Below are 20,001 nucleotides of genomic sequence, written 5' to 3'. Positions count from 1 at the left end.
CAATGACCGACAGACCCCCATCGGAGCACAGCACCTACCTTGGCCAGGATGAGGCCGCCCGGCTCAAGACCATTCTCGAAGGCACCCGGGCCGGCACCTGGGAATGGAACGTCCAGACCGGTGAGACGGTGTTCAACGAGCGCTGGGCCCGGATCATTGGTTACACGCTGGAAGAACTGCAGCCGATCTCCATCGAAACCTGGCTGAAATTTGCCCATCCCGATGATCTGGCGGACTCCGAGCAGCGCCTGCAAGCCCATTTCCGCGGCGATACGGACTACTACGAATGCGAAGCTCGCATGCGCCACCGGGATGGCCACTGGGTCTGGGTGCGGGATTACGGGCGCCTGGTGAGCCGGACCCCCGAGGGCGATCCGGAATGGGTCAGTGGGACCCACATCGACATCAGTGCCGCCAAGCAATATCAGCAACAGCTCGAGGCAGTCCAGGCCGAGCAGCTCGAGACCATCGAGCGACTGGAAAAGATGGCGGCGACGATTCCGGGGGTAATTTACCAGTTCGAGATGCAACCGGATGGCTTCATGAGTTTTCCCTATGCCAGCGCGGGGATCGAGCGGATCTATGGAGTGAGCCCGGAACAGGTACGCAAGGATGCCTCCCTGATATTTGACAAGATTCATCCCGACGACCTCCAGCATGTGCGCGACACCATTGAGGCCTCACGGGCCAGTGGTGGGGACTGGAATTGTGAATACCGGGTCGTGGTGGACGGCCATGTCCGCTGGGTTTACGGCCAGGCCCGACCGGAATTCCGGGACAGCGGCAGTATCCTCTGGCATGGCGCGATTCTCGACATCAGCGCCCAGAAGGAACTGGAGGAAAAGTTGCGGCAGATTGCCATCACCGACGAGCTGACCGGGGCCGCCAACCGTCGCCAGTTCATGGAGCTGCTGTCCCGGGAATACCAGCGCTATCGCCGCAACGGGCCATCCTATTCGGTCATCCTGTTTGATTTCGACTGGTTCAAGCAGGTCAACGACCGCTTCGGCCATAACGCCGGAGACATGGTGTTACGGGAGACCACCCGTCTGGTCCAGGACAGCCTGCGGGCCAGTGATACCTTCGCCCGCATTGGTGGCGAGGAATTTGCCATCCTCCTGCCCGACAGCGATCAGGACAGCGCCCGCCATCTTGCCGAACGGCTTCGCCAGACCCTTTCCGAGCATTCCTTCGAGGGACCGGAGCAGGGTATTCGCGGTTCCATCACCTGCGGTATTGCGGTCTCCTGCCAGCAGGACGACGACGCCAAAGAAATCATGCTCCGGGCAGATACCGCCCTTTATGCCGGCAAGGCCGCGGGACGGAACCGGGTCATGGTGTTTGACCGGAGCCTGGCCCCGGCAAACCGTCACACCGGCTACTGATCCTGGTGCTGCTGGCGCCAGAGTCGGGCGTAATGTCCGTCCCGGGCCAGCAATTCGTTATGATGACCACTCTCCACAATCCGGCCGGAGTCCATCACCAGGATGGTATCGGCATCGCGGATGGTGGACAGCCGGTGGGCAATGACCAGGGTAGTCCTTTGCCGGCTGACCTCCCTCAGGGCCCCGAGGATCGCCTGCTCGGACAGGGAATCCAGTGACGACGTGGCCTCATCCAGGATCAGCAACGGCGGGTTCTTGAGGATGACCCGGGCGATAGCCACCCGCTGCTTCTCGCCCCCCGACAGTTTCAGACCACGCTCACCCACCTTGGTGTCATAGCCCTCGGGCAGGCTGTGGATAAACCCCTCCAGGTGAGCCATCCGGGCTGCCCGGTGCACTTCCTCTTCAGTCGCTTCCGGCCGGCCATAGGCGAGATTCCGGTACAGGGTGTCATTGAATAGGACGGTATCCTGGGGCACCACCCCGATGGCAGCCCGCAGGCTGTCCTGGGTTACGTCCCGGATATCCTGGCCATCGATCCGGATACTTCCGCTGTCCACATCGAAGAACCGGAATAGCAACCTCGCCAGGGTGGACTTGCCGGCGCCACTGGCACCGACCACCGCAACTGTATGCCCGGCGGGAATGGCAAAGTCCACATCCCTGAGGATCGGCCGGTCGCTCCGGTAACCGAAGTGAACATGGTCAAACCGGACCTCACCGTTATCCACAGCCAGGGCCGGGGCATCCGGTTTATCCACAATCACCGGGCGATCATCGAGCAGCTTGAACAGGCGCTCGACGTTCACCAGTGCCTGGCGGATCTCCCGGTAGACAAATCCGAGCGCGTTCAGGGGAATGAACAGCTGGATCAGGTAGGCGTTGATCATGGTGAAATCCCCCAGGGTGATCTCGCCGGCCGCCACCTCACGCACGGCCATCGCCATGATCACGATCAGGGCCACACCGATGATCAGGGCCTGGCCACCGTTCAGGGTGGCCAGTGACAGGCGGTTTTTCAGGCGGGCCGCTTCCCAGTCCTCCAGGTCCCGATCGTACAGCTCCGCCTCATAGCACTCATTATTGAAATACTTGACCGTCTCGTAGTTGAGCAAGCTGTCCACAGCCCTGGAATTGGACTGGTTGTCCCGGGCATTGGCCTCCCGTACGAACCTGGTGCGCCATTCGGTGACCTTGATGGAGAACACGACATAGACCACCACCGCGACCAGGATCGCCAGCACATAGCTCACGTTGAACACCACCAGCAGGATGCCGGCGACCAGCAGGATCTCGAGCAGGGTGGGGACGATGTTGAACAGGGTGAAGCGCAGCAGGAAACTGATGCCGTTGGTACCCCGCTCGATATCCCGGGCCAGACCTCCGGTCTTCCGGTCCAGGTGGAAGGCCAGTTCCCGCTGGTGCAGGTGACGGAACACCCGCAGGGACACCCGTCGCATTGCCCGCTCCGCCACACGGGCAAAGACCGCATCGCGCAGTTCACTGAACAGGGTGCTGCCAAACCGGAGACTGCCATAGGCGACAACCAGCACCACCGGTATCCACAGCACCATGTTGTCCGCACCGCGATTCTGGTCCAGGTAATCGACGATGTACTTGAGGGCTACCGGCGTGGCCACGGTGGCGAGCTTCGCCAGCACCAGCAACGACAGCGCCAGAATCACCCGGCCACGGAACTCGGTCAGGTAGGGCCAGAGCCCGGCTATCACTTTCCAGTCGGGTTTGTGGTCGGCAGGGTAGTCGTTGTCGGCGTAGGCGCGCACGGGTTTTCCTTTTCGGTCAGGGCAAAATGATCGATTCAGCCGTATGATGGACAGCGAGCAAAGTGTACAGCACTTCCTGTGGATATCCGGAGGCCGACTATCAACACCCGTCACCGCAAAGCCCTGAAACTGGTCTGCGAGTTCATCAGCCCCTACCGGCATGCCGTTGCCGGCGCCCTGGTAGCCCTGGTCATTACCGCCGGCATCACCCTGAGCCTGGGGCAGGGGCTGCGGATCCTGGTGGACCAGGGCCTGGCCACCGAGTCACCGGCCAACCTGGCCCGGGCCATCGGCCTTTTCTTTGTGCTGGTGCTGGGCCTGGCGTTCGGTTCTTTTGCCCGGTTCTACCTGGTGTCCTGGATCGGGGAGCGGGTGGTGGCGGATATCCGTAAACGGGTATTCAACCACCTGATCGACCTGCACCCGGGCTTTTTCGAACAGAACCGCGCACTGGAGATCCAGTCCCGGTTCACCGCCGATACCACCGTGCTGCAATCGGTGATCGGCTCAACGGTATCCATCGCCCTGCGCAACGCCCTGATGCTGGTGGGCGGGCTGATTCTCCTGTTCGTGACCAACCCCAAACTGGCCAGCATCATTCTGCTCGGCTTCCCGCTGGTGATCGCGCCGATCCTGTTCTTCGGTCGCCGGGTCCGGCAGCTGTCCCGGCTGAGTCAGGACCGGGTGGCCGATGTCGGTAGCTACGTAGGCGAGAGCCTCACCCAGATCAAGACACTCCAGGCATTCAATCACCAGCCCCAGGATCGCCGCTATTTCGGGGAGGTGTCGGAGCGGGCATTCGACATCTCCCGGGCCCGGATCCGGCAGCGGGCCTGGCTGACCACCCTGGCGATTTCCCTGGTGATGGGCGCCGTGGGTATCGTGATCTGGATTGGTGGCCTGGATGTCATCGAGGGCCGTATCAGCCCCGGGGAACTGGCCGCCTTCGTATTCTACAGCCTGTTGGTGGGCGTGGCCGCGGGGGCGATCAGCGAGGTGATTGGCGAGCTGCAACGGGCTGCCGGCTCCGCCGCCCGGTTGTTCGAACTGCTGCAAACCCGCCCGGAATTCGGTGAGCGGGGCAAGTCCACGACCAGACTGCCCGAGCGGGTAAGCGGCCGGATCGGGATTGAGCATCTTCGGTTCTGTTACCCGAGCCGGCCCGAGACACCCGCGCTGGAAGACCTTTGCCTGACCATCGAGCCAGGCGAGACCCTTGCCCTGGTGGGCCCCTCGGGCGCCGGAAAATCCACCCTGTTCGACCTGCTGCTGCACTTCTATTCACCACAGGCAGGCAGCATCCGGATCGATGGTATCGACAGCTCCGCGCTGGAGCTTGCTGATCTGCGTCGCTGCTTTGCCCTGGTGCCGCAAAACCCGGCGCTGTTCAACGGTTCGGTGGCCGACAACATCCGCTATGCCCGCCCGGAGGCCAGCCAGGCGGAAGTAGAGCAGGTAGCCCGCGTGGCCCATGCTCACGAATTTATCCACAGGTTGCCGGAAGGCTATGACACCCGGCTCGGTGACAACGGCCTGGGCCTGTCCGGCGGCCAGAAACAGCGTCTGGCCCTGGCCCGGGCGCTGCTGGCCGATGCTCCGGTGCTGTTGCTGGACGAGGCCACCAGCGCCCTGGATGCGGAGAGCGAACACCTTATCCAGCAGGCGATGCCGGCACTGACCCATGGCCGGACCACCCTGGTGATCGCCCACCGGCTGGCCACGGTGCGCGATGCCGACCGGATTGCGGTACTGGAGGATGGCCGGTTACTGGCGATCGGCAACCACCAGAAACTCATGGAAACCAGTCCCTTGTACCAGCGTCTTGCCCGTCTCCAGTTCCGGGATCAGCAAAGCTGAGACAGTGGTCGGTTTGTGGCCGGCGCCCGTACTCCTTACACTGGTAGTTAAACCTACTGACTCCCGAACAGGAGGATCGCAAAGTGAGCAATCAAGAATTGCAGGCACTGAAAGAACGTTACGTGGCAGCGGGCGCGGCAAGCCCCAATGAACAGTTTGCCGATCACGCCCTCAACGCCGAGCTGTGGGACGCCGACGGCAAACGCATGATCGACTTCGCCGGAGGTATCGGCGTTCTGAACATCGGCCACCGTCATCCCAAGGTGGTCGAAGCCGTCAAAGCGCAGCTGGATAAGCTGATGCACACCTGTCAGACGGTGATGCCCTACGAGGGCTATGTGAAGCTGGCGCAGAAGTTGAGCGAAGTGGTGCCAGTGCGCGGCCATGGCAAGGTCATGCTCGCCAACTCCGGTGCCGAGGCTCTGGAGAACGCCGTGAAGATCGCCCGGGCTGCCACCGGCAAGACCAACGTCATCTGTTTCGACGGCGGTTACCATGGCCGTACCTTCATGACCATGGCCATGAACGGCAAGGCCGCGCCCTACCAGACCGACTTTGGTCCGATGCCGGGTATGGTCTACCGCGCGCCTTATCCGGTGCCCTACCACGGTGTCTCCGAGGACGAGGCGCTGCGGGGCCTGGCCATGACCATGAAGGCCGATTCCCCGGCCCGGAATACCGCAGCAATTGTGCTCGAACCGGTACTGGGTGAGGGCGGTTTCTATCCGGCACCTAAGAGCTTCCTGGAGAAGGTCCGCAAGATCTGCGACGACAACGACATCCTGATGATCGTTGACGAGGTCCAGAGCGGCTTTGGCCGGACCGGCAAGATGTTCGCCATCGAGCACAGCGGTGTCGAGCCGGACATCATGACCATGGCCAAGTCCATGGCAGACGGTATGCCGATCTCCGCGATTGTCGGCACCGACAAGGTCATGGATTCCTCCGGCCCGAACTCCCTGGGCGGTACCTACACCGGCAGCCCGACGGCGTGTGCGGCGGCCCTCGCGGTGTTCGATGTATTCAAGGAAGAGGACATCCTGGGCAAGAGCCAGCGTCTGGGTGAAAAACTCAAAGCCCGGTTTGCCCAGTGGCAGGAGCAGTTCGAGCATGTGGATAACGTGCGCAACCTCGGTCCCATGGCGGCAATCGAGCTGGTGGAAAGCAAGGATTCCCACAAGCCAATGCCGGAACTGGCTGCGGCAGTCACCAAGAAGGCCAAGGAGAAGGGCCTGATCCTGCTGAGCTGTGGCATGTATGGCAATACCCTGCGTTTCCTCATGCCGGTCACCATCGAGGACAAGATCCTTGAGGAAGGCCTGGCGATTGTCGAGGAGAGCCTGAAAGAGGCAGGCGCCTGATCGTCAAAGGCATTTGCCGGCCGGGCCTCTGTGGCCCGGCCAACTCCCTTCGAATACCCCCTGATTCATCGTATACTGCCTGAACACGATTATTCACCCGGCCTGTGTGTGCAGGCTGTCCAACCAGGTAATTCAATGACTCCGGACACTCCCCGATCCGTTCCCGATCACAAGCCCCGTCCCTGGGTTGATCTGCTCGTCAGCATCATCATCCCATCGGTCATCCTGATGAAGTTCAGCGGGGACGAACACCTCGGCAGCGTGAACGCTCTGATTATCGGCCTGGCATTCCCTCTGGGCTGGGGTTTGTTCGAGCTGGTGCGGTATCACAAGAAAAACTTCATTGCCCTGCTGGGCCTGATTAGTGTCGGCCTCACCGGCGGCATCGGTCTGCTCGAGCTCAATTCCCAGTGGCTGGCCATTAAGGAGGCGGCGGTACCGGCGATCATCGGGCTGGCCGTGCTGGTGTCGACCCGAACCCGGTATCCGCTGGTCCGCACCCTTCTTTACAACCCGACCGTGCTGGATGTGGACAAGATCCAGGAACGTCTGGTACGTGAGGGCAAGGAGAGCGAATTCGAGGGCCGGCTGCTGAAAGCCAGTTACTTCTTCGCCGGCACCTTCCTGTTTTCCTCGATCATGAACTACGTGCTGGCTAAATGGATCGTCACCAGTCCCTCCGGCACCCAGGCCTTCAACGAGGAGCTCGGCCGCATGACCCTGGTGAGCTATCCGATGATCGCAATTCCTTCCATGGTCATGATGATGCTGATCTTCTGGTACCTGTGGCGGACCATCCGCCGACTGACCGGGTACACCCTGGAAGAGGTGATGGCGCCGCACCTGCTGGAGAAAGAGCGTGAGAAAGAAAAGGCCAGGTCCAGAGAACAGACCTCCGGGAAGTAGGCTTTAAAGCTTCAGGAAATAAAGACAAATTCTTTAAAACAAAAAGGCGGGAAGCTCTCACTTCCCGCCTTTTTTATGCCTTTTAAAGGGCACTTACACGTCCAGGTTGGTCACTTCCAGGGCGTTGGTCTGGATGAAGTTACGACGCGGCTCCACATCATCCCCCATCAGGGTGGTGAAGATCTGGTCGGCCGCGATGGCGTCCTCGATGGTGACTTTCATCATCCGGCGGGTTTCCGGATCCATGGTGGTTTCCCACAGCTGCTCCGGGTTCATCTCACCCAGCCCCTTGTAGCGCTGGATATTGAGGCCCCGCTGAGCCTCCTTCATCAGCCAGGCCAGGGCACCTTCGAACGACAGCACCGCCTGCTTGCGCTCGCCACGCTGGATATAGGCGCCTTCCTCGATCAGTCCCTCCAGGGTTTCGCCCATGCGCGCAATGGCAGCATAGGACGAGGACTCGAAGAAATCGTGACTGAACACGTGCTCATGGGGAATACCGTGCACGTAGATCGTGACCTTGGGCAGGAACAGCCCGCGCTCTTCGTCCCGGGTAACCGAGAAGGTGTACTTGGTACCGGTGCGGGTATCCAGGTTCAGACCCTCGCCCAGGCGCCCCACCCAGCGGGCCACGGCCTCTTCGTCCTTCAGGTCGTCCATCTTGAGCGTGACGTTATGCAGCATCTGCTCCAGAACCTTGGCGGGATAGGCGCGGGACAGACGATCAATCATCGCCATCACCGCCTGGTAATCCTTGACCATGGTCTCCAGGGCCGAGTCCTTGATGGCCGGCGCATCGGGGTTCACGAACAGCTGAGCACCCTCAAGTGCAGTCTGGGTCAGGTAAGCTTCCTTGGCCTTCTCGTCCTTCAGGTACTGTTCCTGTTTGCCGCGCTTGACCTTGTACAGGGGTGGCATGGCGATAAAGACGTGGCCACGCTCGATGATTTCGCGCATCTGCCGGAACAGGAAGGTCAGCAGGAGGGTCCGGATATGGGAACCGTCCACGTCGGCATCGGTCATGATGATGATGGAGTGGTATCGGAGCTTGTCCGGATTGAACTCCTCGCGGCCGATACCACAACCGAGGGCGGTAATCAGGGTGCCTACTTCCGCGGAGGACAGCATCTTGTCGAACCGTGCTTTTTCCACGTTCAGGATCTTACCCTTGAGAGGCAGGATCGCCTGGGTCTTGCGGTCACGGCCCTGCTTGGCACTGCCACCCGCGGAGTCACCCTCCACAATGAACAGTTCGGACAGGGCGGGATCTTTTTCCTGGCAGTCGGCCAGCTTGCCAGGCAGGCCGGCAATGTCCAGGGCGCCCTTGCGCCGGGTCATGTCCCTGGCCTTACGGGCCGCTTCCCGGGCACGGGCCGCCTCGATCATCTTGTTGACGATCAGCTTGGCCTCGTTCGGCTGCTCCTGCAGGAAATCACTGAAACTCTGGTACAGTTCCTGCTCGACCGCGGTTTTCACTTCCGAAGACACCAGCTTGTCCTTGGTCTGGGAGGAGAACTTCGGGTCCGGAACCTTCACCGAAATGATCGCCGTCAGACCTTCCCGGGCATCGTCACCGGAGGTCGCCACCTTGGCCTTCTTGCCCAGGCCTTCATGCTCGATGTAGTTATTCAGTGAGCGGGTCAGGGCGGCGCGGAAGCCGGCCAGGTGGGTACCACCATCCCGCTGGGGGATGTTGTTGGTGAAGCAGTAGAGGTTTTCCTGGAAGGCGTCATTCCACTGCATCGCTACTTCGACGGCGATACCGTCCTCACGTTCCCGGTTGAAATGGAATACCCGATTGATGGGGGTCTTGGTGGAATTCAGGTGCTCAACGAAGGCACGCAGACCGCCTTCATATTCAAAGACTTCTTCCTTGCCAGATCGCTCGTCCGTCAACCGAATCCGTACGCCACTGTTCAGGAAGGCGAGTTCCCGCAGGCGCTTGGCCAGGATGTCGTAGTGGAACTGGATGCTCGAAAAGGTTTCCGGAGAGGGAATGAAATGGACCTTCGTACCGGAGGCATCGGTATCTCCAACCACTGATAATGGGGCTTTCGGCACACCGTGGGTGTAGGTCTGCTCATAGACTTTGCCGTCCCGGCGGATGGTCAGGGTCAGGTTAGAGGAGAGCGCGTTAACGACGGATACGCCTACGCCGTGCAGGCCACCCGACACCTTGTAGCTGTTGTCATCGAACTTACCACCCGCGTGCAGAACGGTCATGATCACCTCGGCGGCGGACACCCCTTCCTCCTCATGGAGGTCGGTCGGGATACCACGGCCGTTATCCTTGACGGTGACTGACTCGTCCGGGTGAATGATCACCCCGATTTCGGAGCAGTAACCTGCCAGAGCCTCATCGATGGAGTTGTCCACCAACTCAAAGACCATGTGGTGCAGGCCGGTGCCATCATCGGTGTCACCGATGTACATGCCGGGCCGCTTTCGCACCGCATCCAGTCCTTTCAAGACTTTGATACTGGAGGAATTGTAGTTCGATTCACTCATTAGGTGACTCCTGAAGGGTGATGACCGGTGCTAGCCTGAGGGCCCTCGTGGGCTTCATCATCAGGTTTGGCATCGCCGGTTTTATTCTTCCGTCAATTTGCCATGTTCCACGTGGAACATTCTGTAATCCGGGGTGTCGGCAGTGCCCCAAAGGGACTCGGGATCCGGATGTTCAATCGATGTAATAAATACCTGACTCCCAAGAGCCCGGAGTTTTCGAGCCAGCATGGCCCGATGACCAACGTCCAGTTCCGCATTGATGTCATCGAGCAGAAACGTAACCTGCCGGCCCATGTCGCTCAACACCATCCCTTGGGCAATCTTCATTAAAATAACCAGGGTTTTCTGCTGGCCCCGGGAAAACGTTTCGGCAACCGGCCGCCCCTGAAACTTGAGGCGGATGTCTGCGCGATTGGGTCCATACAGCGTGTGGCCCATCTTCAGTTCCTGTTCCCGATGATTCCTCAGAATCTCCGTGAGCACGTGCGCCCGGTCCCAACCCGGAAAAAACTCCATCTTCAAGCCCTGAGTCCAGGGCACGTCCACCTGCTCAACCAGCAGTTCGAAGGCTTCCTTGAACCGGTCGAAGGTGGACTGCCTCGAGTCGCTCAGGCGCTCGCTGAGGGCTGCGTACTGGCTATCCCAGACCCGCAGCAAGGATTCATCCATTCTACCATTTCTGAGCGTCTGATTCCGCTGTGATGTAACTCTCTGACATTGCTGCCACACCGACGCAAAGGAAGGTTCCACGTGGAACACCAACCAGTCCAGAAACTGCCGCCGTTTTCCGGGGCCCCCCGCCACAATGTCAAAAACACCCGGGTCAATCACCGATACCGGGAGATGCTTCGCCATCGAGGAAAGACTCCGCACGTTTTCGCCATCGACCCGGAGCGACGTCTCTTTCGCATTCACATCCCGGGCAATCCCCAACCGGTGCGCAAGCCTACCCTCATCACCGGATACAAATTCGTCCGCGCCCCGGTCCAGACCGCCGAACACCGTAAAGCGGCTTTGACCATGGGAAACCACTGCCTGGTGACGACTCACCCGGAACGAGCGGCCAAGTCCCAGATAGCCGATCGCTTCCAGCACGCTGGTTTTGCCACTACCGTTGGCACCATAGAGAAGATTGAACGACGGCGAGAAAGACACCGGATCCGGCGCCAGATTGCGGAAATGCTCGGTCTGGAGTCTGAGAAGGGCCATAGAAGGGTTGGCTTTCCGGAGGGACGAAACTGGGCCATTAAAAAGGCAGCGCCGGATTATCCGTGCGCCGCCTTAGTGTACAAAAGCTGACCGGGGATGGCGACCGGCTCAGTGCAACATGTTCAATCGTTCATCCATGAACACATCCATTTCCGGCGCCAGGATGTGAACATACCGGTCGAAGTACAGGAACTGCTTCAGCAACAGGGCAAATTCCCTGGGGAAATGCAGCCCGTGGCTCTCACCGATCTTCACCATATCCATCAGGATGTTGTTCACATCGTCTTCGGCCTGATCCGCTTCGTAGGGCACATGGTCAGGCACCATCTTGTCCATTTGCTGGTACAGCCGGCGCAGATCCGCTGCCAGATCCGACACCTTCACGGTCTGATGAGTCACCCCGATCCGGATCATGGCCGAGGCCATGCCATCAAAGTTGCCAACCATGATCGCCGAGATGAAATCGCTCACTGCCTGCCAGGTGTCCGGCTTGATCCGGCCCACGATCCCGAAATCAATGAAACCGACCCGGCCATCCCGCAGCACCATGAGATTACCGGCGTGAACGTCCGCGTGGAAGAACTCGCACTGGGTCAGGCTGGCAAACCAGGTATTCATGGCGGTGATCAGCGTGTGCTCCGGATCCCGTGCATAACCGCGAATACTTTCCAGATCGGTCAGGGGCACGCCGTAGAACCGCTCCATGGTCAGGATCCGGCGGGTACTGCAATCTTCATACACCAGAGGGCAGGTTGCCTCTTCATTATGGGTATCGTGCAAGAAGTTTCGGAACACCTTCAGGTTGTTCGCTTCCTTGATGAAGTCGCATTCCTCCATCATGGTCCGCTGGATTTCTTCCACAATGCCGGACATCGAGGTCCAGGACAGTTTCGGTGCCAGGGTCTCGATGATCCGCGCCGACAGGTAGAGGAAGTTAAGGTCGGTGAGCAGGATGTTTTCCACACCCGGCTTCTGGACCTTGATCACCACATCTTCGCCGGTAACCAGACGGGCAGCATGAACCTGGGCAATGGAAGCCGATGCCAGCGCTACAGGATCAATCTCGGAGAAGACCTCCTCGATCGGGCGGCCCAGTTCCTCACGGATGATTTTCTTGATCACCCCGAATGGAAGACTCGGCGTCTTGTCCAGGCAGTACTGGAATTCCTCGACGTATTCCTTGGGAAAGAACGTCGGCGAACTGGCAATGAACTGGCCCAGCTTGATGTAAGTGGCACCCAACGATTCAAACGTCTGCCGAAGCAGACGCGGGGCAGGGGGCCGCTCCCCCCGAACCCAGCTGACCCCGGTGCGGCCAAGCACCGACAGGGTCTGGCCAATCCTGAATGCGCCTTTGATTCCGTTCGTCACGGTACCCATGGTGTGTCTCCCTTACCCGGCACCCCGGTTACAGCCGCATCGGCATGACCACGTACAGGCACCGGTTGTCGCTTTCCGATTCGATCAATGCACTGCTGTTCGGATTGGACAGGGTGATTTTCACCTGATCGTCATCCAGCGCATTCATCACATCCACCAGGTAGCCTACATTAAAGCCGATCTGGAGTGATTCGCCCTGGTACTCCACCGGCAGCGCGTCTTCGGCCTGTTCCTGGTCCGGGTTGTTGGCAAACACCTGGAGCTGGTTCGGCCCCAGGTTCAGCCGGACGCCCCGGATGTTTTCGTGGGAAAGAATACCTGCCCGCTGCAGCGTATTCTTCAAAGTGGACCGGTCCGCCAGAACGACCTTGTCACCGCCCCTGGGGATAACCCGGTTGTAATCCGGGAATTTGCCCTCGATCAGCTTGGAGGTGAAGGTATAGGCACCGACCGTTGCACGCAGGTGGTTATCCCCTATCACCAGGGTCACCGGCGTTTCCACGTCATCCAGCAGACGGGCCAGTTCCAGCACACCCTTTCTCGGCACGATCACCTGGCGCAACTCCGGGCAGCCGGTTTGCATATCCACATGGGCCATCGCCAGCCGGTGACCATCGGTGGCGACCGTGCGCACGTGCTCCGCCGACACTTCCAGTAACAGGCCGTTCAGGTAATACCGGACATCCTGCTGCGCCATGGCAAAGGCGGTGGCATCCAGCATCCGGCCGAGTTCCTTCTGGGGAAGTTCCAGCCGGAAGCTCTCGTCCTCATCCTCCACGTTGGGGAAATGCTCCGCCGGCAACGTGGACAGGGTGAAATGACTGTTGCCGGAGCGCAGATGCAGGCGATCTCCCTCCAGGGCCAACTCGATCGGTGACTCGTCACCCAGGGCGCGACAGATGTCGGACAGTTTCCGGGCGGGCACCGTGATCCGGCCAGACTGGTCCACATGCACCGGAGTCACCCGGCCCACCAGTTCAACCTCCATATTGGTCCCGGTCAGGGTCAGTGTATTGTCCTCGGCCACCAGCAGTACGTTGGAGAGCACGGGCATTGTCTGTTTCTTCTCCACCACGCCGGCAATGCTTTGCAGCGGGGTGAGCAGGGATTCACGGCTGATCGTCAGTTTCATGGCACTCAGCTTTCTTTGGTGTTGGAAGGGTGAATGTTGTCGCTAACGCCCGGCATCAGGTGGTCAGCAATCTCATAAAGTTCTGATAATCCTCACGGATACCCGGATCTGTATCCTGCAGTTCCAGGATCTTCTTGCACGCGTGCAGCACCGTCGTATGGTCCCGACCGCCAAACGCATCACCGATTTCCGGCAGACTGTGGTTGGTCAGCTCCTTGGCCAGGGACATGGCAACCTGCCGGGGCCGGGTCACGGTCCGGGTCCGGCGCTTGGACAGCAGGTCCGCCACCTTGATCTTGTAGTACTCGGCCACGGTGCGCTGGATATTGTCGATACTGACCTGCTTTTCATGCAGGGCCAGCAGGTCCTTCAGGCTCTCACGAATAAACGGCGGAGTAATCTCCGAGCCCGTGAAGTGAGCATTCGCTATCACCAGACGCAGCGCCCCTTCGAGCTCTCGCACGTTAGAACGAATCTTCTGGGCAATAAAAAAGGCCGCTTCGCTACTGAGCTTGACGTTGGCCTGTTCCGCCTTTTTCATCAGGATCGCCACCCGGGTTTCCAGCTCCGGCGGCTCCACCATCACGGTCAGACCCCAGCCAAAACGGGACTTCAACCGCTCTTCCATGTCGGAGATTTCTTTCGGGAAGCGATCACAGGTCACGATCACCTGCTGCCCGCCCTCAAGCAGGGCATTGAAGGTGTGGAAAAACTCTTCCTGGGAACGCTCCTTGCGGGCGAAGAACTGGATATCGTCGATCAGCAGGGCATCCACCGACCGGTAATAACGCTTGAACTCGTTGATGGCATTGAGCTGCAACGCCTTGACCATATCTGCCACGAAACGTTCGGACCGCAGGTAGGCCACCTTGGCCCGGGGATTCCGCCGGACGATCTCGTTACCGATGGCGTGCATCAGGTGGGTCTTACCCAGGCCTACGCCGCCATACAGAAAGAGCGGGTTATAGGCGCCACCGGGATTTTCGGCGACCTGCATGGAAGCGGCCCGAGCCAGCTGGTTCGATTTGCCTTCCACGAAGGTCTCGAATGTGAAGCCCTCGTTGAGAAAGCTCTGGTGCTTGATGTCACCTTCAACCTGCACTTCCCGGCGATCATTGTCGGTTTTCGGCTTTACACTCACCGGCCCCGCCACGGTCGCAGCGACACCCTTTTCCTCTTCCGTGACCTGATTGCCGGTTTCTTCCTGCAGCCGTCCATTGACCGCCGGTTTGTCGGAAGCGCGGTTTACCGGTGCCTGCTCTCGAGGAGCCGACCCCACCTTCATGTTGACCCGGGGCGCCTGGCCTCCGTTCAGATCCTTGAGGACTTCCTCTATACGGCGAAGATATTTTTCGTTGACCCAGTCCATGACAAACCGGTTGGGAGCAAACAGCACCAGCTGACCTTCCCTGTGATCAGACTGTAGCGGTCTCAACCAGGTATTGAACTGTTGTGCGGGAAACTCGTCCCGGAGTACTTCAAGACATTGATGCCAGATACTGTTCGGCACGACCGTCTGCTCCCGATAACCCAGAAATTCTTCTCTCCGGAATGACTGCTTCCGGTAGTAAAGAGGCGATCACGGATTCTAACCCGAGCGACCTGGCAGTAAAAGTGTAAAACTGAACTCATAAACAGCCTGTGGAAATTTAAAATTATCAAAAACAGATTCTTAGAGACTTACCTACAGGCTTGTGTACAGTAAAGCTCCTACAAAAAAGTTACCCACAGCCCTGTGTGTACACCCTGCGTGCAACCCTGTGCGAAAGCGCGGGACCGATCAGGGGATAACTCGCACGTTTTGGACAAAGTTGACTTTCCCACATTTCGTCACTGCTTCCTCCACAGGGCTCACGCCACCTTGTCAATACCCTTGTCAACGACAGAAGGAATTGAATTTGATACGAAAATACGGCTTTTCCACAGAAATCATGATCCCTAATAACAGTAATAAATAATCCTTAAAAGAATTCATAAAAGACTTACTGATTCTGTTATCTGATCGCCCCACTATCGCACCCACAGGCCCCGTATTGTCCCTGACACAATAATCATTGAATTCTCACCGGTATTTGCATAGAATGCCGCTCCTGTTTTGGCTGTACATTTTCCAGCCAGTTACTGAATTTCAAACTTACGAAATGTGAGATCGTCACCATGAAAAGAACGTTTCAACCAAGCGTCCTGAAGCGTAAGCGCGTCCACGGTTTCCGTGCCCGTATGGCCACTGCCAATGGTCGCAAGGTTCTGTCCCGTCGCCGTGCCAAAGGTCGCGCGCGCCTGTCAGCGTAAGACCTGATCGACTGATGAAGGCTTTGGGTTTTCCAAAGTCCGCCCGGCTACTGCGGCCCGCGGATTACAGCAAAGTCTTCGATGACGTACAGCTGAAGGTTCCGCACCGAAATTTCCTGATCCTGGCTACACCGAATGATCTCGGTCATGCCAGGGTCGGTCTGGTTTTTTCCAAAAAGAACCTCAAGCTGGCCGTCCAGAGAAACCGGGTAAAACGCCAGGTCAGGGAGACGTTCAGGCTCCGGAATGACCTGCCCGGCGTAGATATTGTGATCCTTGGGCGTCAGGGCCTGGCCAACCTGGATAACCAGACCATCCGGGACTCCCTGAACGACCTCTGGCGCCGGCTCAAGAAAAAATACCATCAGTCATCGCCATCCCGTGCAGCTGAATCCAGGCCTGCCGGTAGAGGAACGGGGTAATGCGCAAGCTCTTGCTTCTGCCCATTCGCTTCTATCAATACGCAATCAGTCCTCTGATGGCGAGTCACTGCCGCCACTATCCCACGTGCTCGCAATACGCGGTTGAAGCCATTACCCTGCACGGTGCTGCCAAAGGTTCGGTGCTGGCAATCCGGCGTTTAGGCAGATGTCACCCCTGGAGTGAAGGCGGCTACGATCCTGTTCCAGGTACTGACCATTCCCCTCAAACCACCCAGACCAGACAGTAATCCTATGGATATTCAACGCATTGTTTTGTTTGCCGGCCTGGCGATTGTCAGTTATCTGATGGTGCTGGCCTGGAACGAGGATTATCACCAGCAACCGCAACCGACTGAAACTGCTCAGGTTGCCAGTACATCCAATGGCAACGGTAGCAATGGTGATGACGGCATGGTGCTTCCGGAACAGGGCACCGCGACCTCGGACGGCAGTGAAGAGTTTTCCACACCCGAATCCGGCCAGACGACAATCTCGGCAAGCGCAGAAGCCACCAGCGTTGATAACCAGTTCGTCACCATCCGGACTGATGTTTACGATCTGACCATCGATCGGGTCAGCGGTAACCTTGTCCACAGCTCACTCCTCAATTACGACAAGACGCTGAACAGTGAGGAACCGCTCACACTGCTCACCAACACCGAAACCCGCACCTACGTGCTGGAAAGCGGGCTGATTGGTCGTGACGGCCCGGACAGCCAGAAAAACGGCACCGCTCCCGTGTACCAGACCACGGCTGATCACTATCAGCTCCAGGAAGGTCAGGACCAGTTGACCGTCGATCTGACCTACACCACCGATACCGGGGTCAAGATCATCAAGCGCTACCAGTTCGAGCGTGACAGCTATGAAATCGGTATTCGTTACCTGGTGGAGAACAATTCCGGACAGCCCTGGCAGGCCAACTTCACCGGCAAGATCGTCCGTGACCAGGCACCTGATCCCACCAGCCAGGCCAGTATGGGTATCCGTGCCTACCTGGGCATGGTGATGAGTTCACCGGAAGACCCCTACGAAAAGTTCGACTTTGACGACCTCAAGGAAAACCGTGTCAACCAGCAGGTTACCAACGGCTGGCTGGCGTTCCTGCAGCATTACTTCCTGAGCGCCTGGATTCCCGAACGGGATGTACCGGCCCAGTTCCAGACCACCCAGCGTGGTCCGCTGCACGTGATGGGCTTTGTCTATCCGGCCACCACCGTGGCTCCGGGAGAAACAGCAGAAGTCGGCGCCAAGGCCTATGTCGGACCAAAAATTCTCGACCGGCTTGAAACCATTGCACCGAACCTGGACCGCACGGTCGACTTTGGCTGGTTGTTCTTCATCTCCTTGCCACTGTTCTACATCCTGAAGTGGTTCCATGCCCTCGTCGGCAATTGGGGTGTGTCCATCATTCTCCTGACAGTGCTGGTGAAGGCGGTGTTCTTCCACCTGTCCGCCACCAGTTACAAGTCGATGGCCAAGATGCGCGCGGTGGCCCCGCAGCTGACCCGGCTCAAGGAACTCTACGGCGACGATCGCCAGCGTATGTCCCAGGAAATGATGGCCCTGTACAAGCGGGAGAAGATCAACCCGCTCGGTGGCTGTCTGCCGATCCTGGTGCAGATGCCGGTGTTCATTTCCCTGTACTGGGTTCTGTTCGAAAGCGTGCAGCTGCGTCACGCTCCGTTCTTCCTGTGGATCAATGACCTGTCGCAGATGGATCCGTACTTCATCCTGCCGATCCTGATGGGCGCCAGCATGTTCCTGCAGATGCACCTGAATCCGACTCCGCCGGACCCCATGCAGGCGAAGATCATGAAGCTCATGCCTTTGGTGTTCACGGTGTTCTTCCTCTGGTTCCCGGCAGGCCTGGTACTGTACTGGCTGGTGAACAACATTCTGTCCATTGCCCAGCAGTGGTACATTACCCGCAAGATCGAAGCGGAAGTGGCAGGCAAGAAGCACTGACCAGAGTGCTGACCTGACCCGACAGAGGCTCCTTCATGGAGCCTCTGTTATTTCAGCCGGGGAATTTCCATGCAGCAGAGCACAGACACCATTGCCGCCATAGCCACCGCGCCGGGCCAGGCCGGCGTCGGCATTGTCCGGGTCTCCGGTCCAAAAGCCCGGGACATCGCCCACCGTATGCTGGGATTCGAACCCAAACCCCGGTACGCCCATTACGGTCCCTTTGTGGATAACTCCGGCCAGCTCATCGACGAGGGCATCGGGTTGTTTTTTCCCAACCCCCACTCCTTCACCGGTGAGGATGTATTCGAGCTCCAGGGCCACGGTGGTACCGTCATCCTGGATCTGTTGCTCCGGGAAGTCTGCGGCCTCGGTGCCCGCCTGGCACGACCGGGTGAATTCTCCGAACGGGCATTCCTGAACGACAAGCTCGATCTGGCCCAGGCTGAGGCCATTGCCGACCTGATCGAGAGCAGCTCGGAGCAGGCGGCTCGCTGTGCAGTGCGCTCCATGCAGGGCGTCTTCTCCCGCCGGATCGACGATCTGGTGGAAGCGGTTACTCACTTACGGATCTATGTCGAGGCCGCCATCGACTTTCCCGAGGAGGAAATCGACTTCCTGGCCGACGGCAAGGTAGCCACCGACCTGAATGCCCTGATCGAAAGGGTCCACACCATCCTGGCCGAGGCTCAGCAGGGCACCATTCTGCGCGACGGCATGAAAGTGGTCATTGGCGGCCGCCCCAATGCCGGCAAGTCCAGCCTGCTCAACGCCCTGGCGGGCCGGGAAGCCGCCATTGTGACCGCCATCGAAGGCACCACCCGGGACGTGCTCCGGGAACATATCCACATCGACGGCATGCCCCTGCATATCATCGATACCGCCGGTTTGCGGGACAGCCCCGACGAGGTGGAACAGATCGGCATTGCCCGGGCCTGGGATGAGATCCGCCAGGCCGACCGGATCCTGCTGATGGTGGATGCCACCACCACCGACAAGACCGAACCCCACGAAATCTGGCCGGACTTCATCGATCGGTTGCCCGCTAATGCGCCGGTGACGGTGATCCGTAACAAGGTGGACCTGTCCGGGGAAACGGTGGGCATTACCGCCGAACCCCACCAGGCGGCGCCGGTCATTCGGCTGGCTGCCAAGTCCGCCGAAGGGCTTGAGGTATTGCGGGATCATCTGAAGCAGTGCATGGGCTTCGTTACCACCACCGAGGGTGGCTTCCTGGCCCGCCGCCGGCACCTGGATGCCCTGGAGCGGGCCAGGGATTCGCTGCTGCAGGGCCAGACCCAGCTGGAAGGTTACGGCGCCGGCGAACTGCTGGCCGAAGACCTGCGCGCGGCCCAGGATGCCCTGGGGGAAATCACCGGGCACCTGACCCCGGATGAACTTCTGGGCAAGATATTCAGCAGCTTCTGCATCGGGAAGTGAAGTGGTAAAAAAGGGTTATCCACAGCAATCTTCGATGTATCGCTCACGCGCATAGCCAGACATGACCTTTCCGGCAGTTCCTCTCTCTGGCTTTCACAGGCGGAGACTCGCTGATCAAAGAATTGCTTTGACTCAATACCTTAACAGACGTCCTCTACTATGCTGTAGATACGCAGATTCGGATAGTTGGCTCTCAGCCAGTGGGGATGTATCCAACTACACCACTGAGGGAATCACTCTGCACCATGCGATTTAGGAAAGGAGGGTATACGGATTTAATGGTTGATGGGGCACCTTCACCCCATCAATCTGATACCACCCTCAGATGGTTGATAGATCGACTCCGTAGTTGAGTTC

At 59.0% G+C, this 20,001-nt stretch carries 15 protein-coding genes; 9 read left to right on the top strand and 6 right to left on the bottom strand.

The window, feature by feature from the left end; translation table 11 throughout:
* Positions 1-2: 2 nt before the first annotated feature.
* Positions 3-1,385 (top strand): sensor domain-containing diguanylate cyclase, encoded by a 1,383-nt coding sequence (locus tag DET50_RS09605; RefSeq protein WP_113862645.1) that lies wholly within the window; start codon positions 3-5, stop codon positions 1,383-1,385.
* Here DET50_RS09605 and DET50_RS09600 read toward each other — a convergent pair.
* Positions 1,379-3,169 (bottom strand): ABCB family ABC transporter ATP-binding protein/permease, encoded by a 1,791-nt coding sequence (locus DET50_RS09600; protein WP_113862644.1) that lies wholly within the window; start codon positions 3,167-3,169, stop codon positions 1,379-1,381. The two genes, DET50_RS09605 and DET50_RS09600, sit on opposite strands and share 7 nt — an antisense overlap.
* 123 nt (positions 3,170-3,292) lie before the next feature.
* On the opposite strand from DET50_RS09600, the gene DET50_RS09595 reads away from it, so the two are divergent.
* From DET50_RS09595 to DET50_RS09585, 3 genes are all read left to right on the top strand, one after another.
* Positions 3,293-5,026, top strand: coding sequence for an ABC transporter transmembrane domain-containing protein (locus DET50_RS09595; RefSeq protein ID WP_113862745.1), 1,734 nt, complete (start codon positions 3,293-3,295; stop codon positions 5,024-5,026).
* 83 nt (positions 5,027-5,109) lie between these two features.
* Positions 5,110-6,387 (top strand): 4-aminobutyrate--2-oxoglutarate transaminase, encoded by a 1,278-nt coding sequence (gabT, locus tag DET50_RS09590; RefSeq protein WP_113862643.1) that lies wholly within the window; start codon positions 5,110-5,112, stop codon positions 6,385-6,387.
* Positions 6,388-6,522: 135 nt separating this feature from the next.
* Positions 6,523-7,293 carry a VC0807 family protein gene (locus tag DET50_RS09585; RefSeq protein WP_113862642.1) on the top strand — a complete coding sequence of 257 codons (771 nt, stop codon included), beginning with the start codon at positions 6,523-6,525 and terminating at the stop codon, positions 7,291-7,293.
* Positions 7,294-7,386: 93 nt separating this feature from the next.
* Here DET50_RS09585 and gyrB read toward each other — a convergent pair whose 3' ends face one another.
* The 5 genes from gyrB to dnaA all read right to left on the bottom strand — a co-directional run bounded on the left by gyrB (position 7,387) and on the right by dnaA (position 15,032).
* Positions 7,387-9,801: a DNA topoisomerase (ATP-hydrolyzing) subunit B gene (gyrB, locus tag DET50_RS09580; protein WP_113862641.1), complete on the bottom strand. Its 2,415-nt coding sequence runs from the start codon at positions 9,799-9,801 to the stop codon at positions 7,387-7,389.
* 81 nt (positions 9,802-9,882) lie between these two features.
* Entirely contained in the window at positions 9,883-11,010 is a 1,128-nt protein-coding gene (recF, locus tag DET50_RS09575; RefSeq protein ID WP_113862640.1) for a DNA replication/repair protein RecF, read from the bottom strand.
* A 108-nt stretch (positions 11,011-11,118) separates the two neighbouring features.
* Positions 11,119-12,390: an ABC1 kinase family protein gene (locus DET50_RS09570; RefSeq protein ID WP_113862639.1), complete on the bottom strand. Its 1,272-nt coding sequence runs from the start codon at positions 12,388-12,390 to the stop codon at positions 11,119-11,121.
* 28 nt (positions 12,391-12,418) lie between these two features.
* Positions 12,419-13,522, bottom strand: coding sequence for a DNA polymerase III subunit beta (gene dnaN / locus DET50_RS09565; protein WP_113862638.1), 1,104 nt, complete (start codon positions 13,520-13,522; stop codon positions 12,419-12,421).
* A 55-nt stretch (positions 13,523-13,577) separates the two neighbouring features.
* Positions 13,578-15,032: a chromosomal replication initiator protein DnaA gene (dnaA, locus tag DET50_RS09560; protein ID WP_113862637.1), complete on the bottom strand. Its 1,455-nt coding sequence runs from the start codon at positions 15,030-15,032 to the stop codon at positions 13,578-13,580.
* Positions 15,033-15,679: 647 nt separating this feature from the next.
* Here dnaA and rpmH point away from each other — a divergent pair.
* From rpmH to mnmE, 5 genes are all read left to right on the top strand, one after another.
* Positions 15,680-15,814 carry a 50S ribosomal protein L34 gene (gene rpmH, locus DET50_RS09555; protein ID WP_008940054.1) on the top strand — a complete coding sequence of 45 codons (135 nt, stop codon included), beginning with the start codon at positions 15,680-15,682 and terminating at the stop codon, positions 15,812-15,814.
* A 14-nt stretch (positions 15,815-15,828) separates the two neighbouring features.
* A complete protein-coding gene (gene rnpA / locus DET50_RS09550) occupies positions 15,829-16,236 on the top strand; it encodes a ribonuclease P protein component (RefSeq protein WP_113862636.1) in 408 nt (135 codons plus the stop codon).
* On the top strand, positions 16,236-16,484 hold the full coding sequence (gene yidD, locus DET50_RS09545) for a membrane protein insertion efficiency factor YidD (RefSeq protein ID WP_113862635.1): 249 nt from the start codon (positions 16,236-16,238) through the stop codon (positions 16,482-16,484). Before rnpA ends, yidD begins: the two co-directional genes overlap by 1 nt.
* Positions 16,485-16,488: 4 nt before the next feature.
* Positions 16,489-18,204: a membrane protein insertase YidC gene (gene yidC, locus DET50_RS09540; RefSeq protein ID WP_113862634.1), complete on the top strand. Its 1,716-nt coding sequence runs from the start codon at positions 16,489-16,491 to the stop codon at positions 18,202-18,204.
* Positions 18,205-18,273: 69 nt separating this feature from the next.
* A complete protein-coding gene (gene mnmE, locus DET50_RS09535; protein ID WP_113862633.1) occupies positions 18,274-19,644 on the top strand; it encodes a tRNA uridine-5-carboxymethylaminomethyl(34) synthesis GTPase MnmE in 1,371 nt (456 codons plus the stop codon).
* Positions 19,645-20,001 lie beyond the last annotated feature (357 nt).

The organism is Marinobacter pelagius, from assembly GCF_003315345.1.
Taxonomy (GTDB): Bacteria; Pseudomonadota; Gammaproteobacteria; order Pseudomonadales; family Oleiphilaceae; genus Marinobacter; species Marinobacter pelagius_A.
Note: the sequence above shows the minus strand (reverse complement) of the source record. Positions and strands in the feature narration are given on the sequence as shown.